Origin of the sequence: Paraburkholderia sp. Ac-20347, from assembly GCF_017104805.1 — a bacterium.
In the GTDB taxonomy this organism is placed as follows: Bacteria; Pseudomonadota; Gammaproteobacteria; order Burkholderiales; family Burkholderiaceae; genus Paraburkholderia; species Paraburkholderia tropica.
This window is the reverse complement of the sequence record NZ_JAAGPN010000530.1, coordinates 1-2,147: the sequence shown is the minus strand read 5'-3', so window position 1 is coordinate 2,147 and position 2,147 is coordinate 1. Positions and strand designations below refer to the sequence as shown.

Here is a 2,147-nt window from a genome sequence, read left to right as displayed (position 1 = left end):
GATTCCGCCTCGGCGCGGGCCAGCGCTTCGCCCGGCGTCTGCGGCGCGCCGTGCTCCGCGGCCGTATCGAGGCCTTCGCCCGGATCGCCGCTCTCGCGCGTACCATCGCCGCGCGGCGACATATGCACCTGCATCTGCGGCACCGGCATCTCGATGCCCGCTTCATCCATATGCCGCTTCAACCGCGCGTTGAACGCGCGCGCCACGCTCCACTGCTGCAACGGCCGCGTCTTGATCTGCCCTTTCACGACCATCCAGTTCGGATCGAAACGATCGAGGCCCCACACTTCCACGGGCCCGAGAATCTCGCGCCGATAGCGGAAATCCGCGACCAGTTCCGCGCCGGTTTCGCGGATCATGCGCGTGACCGTATCGAGATCGACGGAAAACGGCACGCGCACCTCGAACACCGCGAACGCAAAATCGCGCGACAGATTCTTGACGATCTTGATCTGCGAAAACGGAATCGCGTGAATCGCGCCCTGGCCGTCGCGCAGCCGCACGGTGCGAATCGACAGATGCTCGACGGTGCCCGCGTGACCGTTGTCGAGATCGATCCAGTCGCCCACCGAAATCGTCTCTTCGATGATGATGAAGAGGCCCGTGATCAGATCGGTCACGAGCGACTGCGCGCCGAAGCCGATCGCCAGACCGATCACGCCCGCGCCCGCCAGCAGCGGCGTCACGTTGATGCCGAGATTCGCCGCCGTGACGATGCCCGCGATCGTGAGTATCGTCACGAGCAGCGCGTTGCGCACGAGCGGCAGCATGGTGCGCGCACGCGTGCTGGGCGCGCGGCCCTTGGTGCGCGGACCGCTCGGATTGAGCGCTTCGAGAATCGCCGTATCGAGCACGATCCAGACGAGCCACGCGAGAAACACGGTGAAGAGAATCGCGAAGATCGCGTGAGCGATACCGCGCGCGGCCACGTTCGCCTCGATGATCGCCGCGAGCGATACGTCCCAGAGCCGCGCGCACGACTCGAAATACGCGAGCCAGACGAACAGCACGAGCAGCGTGCCCGCGAAGCGGAGCAAGCGGCGCAGATATGGCGAGCGTCGCCGCACGCGTGTGAGGTCGGGCCGCGTAATGCGGAACACGACCGCCGAAAGAAAGAACGCGAGCACCAGCAGCAGCGCGGTGACGACGGAAATCTGCAGCACGTTTTCGTGACTGCTGATGCCGCCGAGCGTCGCCATGATCGAGGCCGCCGCGAGCAACAGCATCGGCAGTTGCCAGAGCGAGGCGAGCACGTCGAAGACTTCGGTCAGCGCCTTGTGGTCCTGACGCAGCTGATAACTGCGGTTGCGGATCAGATGCGCGACGGGCCGCCGGAAACCGATCGCGAACACCGCCGTGAGCACGGCCGCCGTCATGTTCGCGCAGGTGGAAACGAGCGCGGCGAGATTGACCCCCAGCTCGCTCGCGACTTCGTAATTGGTGGCCGCGTCGCCGAGCGCGGCGAGCACGCCGATCGCCCAGAGCAGCCGGCGCGCCTCGTGGATCAGCACGTTGACGGCCACGCGCCGATGCCCCGCCCCGAACAGCGAGAACATGATCAGACAGATCGACGAGAACACCGCACCTGCGACGATCGCATAGGCGATCACCACACCGATCGTGCGGCCGAGCGCCTGCGGTAGCGCACGCTCGACGATCAGCGCGCCGATGAACGCGACGATCCACGGCGCGACGCGATGCAGCACGAACACCAGCAGATCGACGGTGCTCGGGTTGGGCCGCAAGCCCACCCGCACGGAAAAGCGGCGCAGCATGCGGCGTTCGAGCCAGCGCAGCGTCGCGGCGCACACTCCCCAGCCGAGCAGCATCGCCGCCATGTCGAAGAGAATGCGGCCCAGCGTCTCGCCCTCGCCGCCCGAGGCGATGGTGTAGAGCTCGATGCCGGCGGCGTTGAAGCGGCCCGCCCAGTAATGCAGCGGGCTGGGGCCGCGGCGCGCATCGGCTTCCACCGAGGCGAGGCCGGAAGCGATCGCGCCGAGCAGCCCGGACGCGTTCGCCGCCGCGCCCGACGCGGGCGCAGGCGCGACGTTTTCGGACGCCGAGCGCAGTTTCTTGAGTTGCGAGAGGAGCGCGTTGCGCTGCTTGTCGTTATCGAGCGTGCTGATGACGCTGTCGAGCGAGCGCGT

1 protein-coding gene is annotated in these 2,147 nt (G+C 67.1%); it reads right to left on the bottom strand.

Annotation, left to right across the window (positions count from 1 at the left end; translation table 11 throughout):
* On the bottom strand, window positions 1-2,147 hold a 2,147-nt coding region (locus G3N97_RS38385; RefSeq protein ID WP_205997938.1), incomplete at both ends, for a mechanosensitive ion channel domain-containing protein.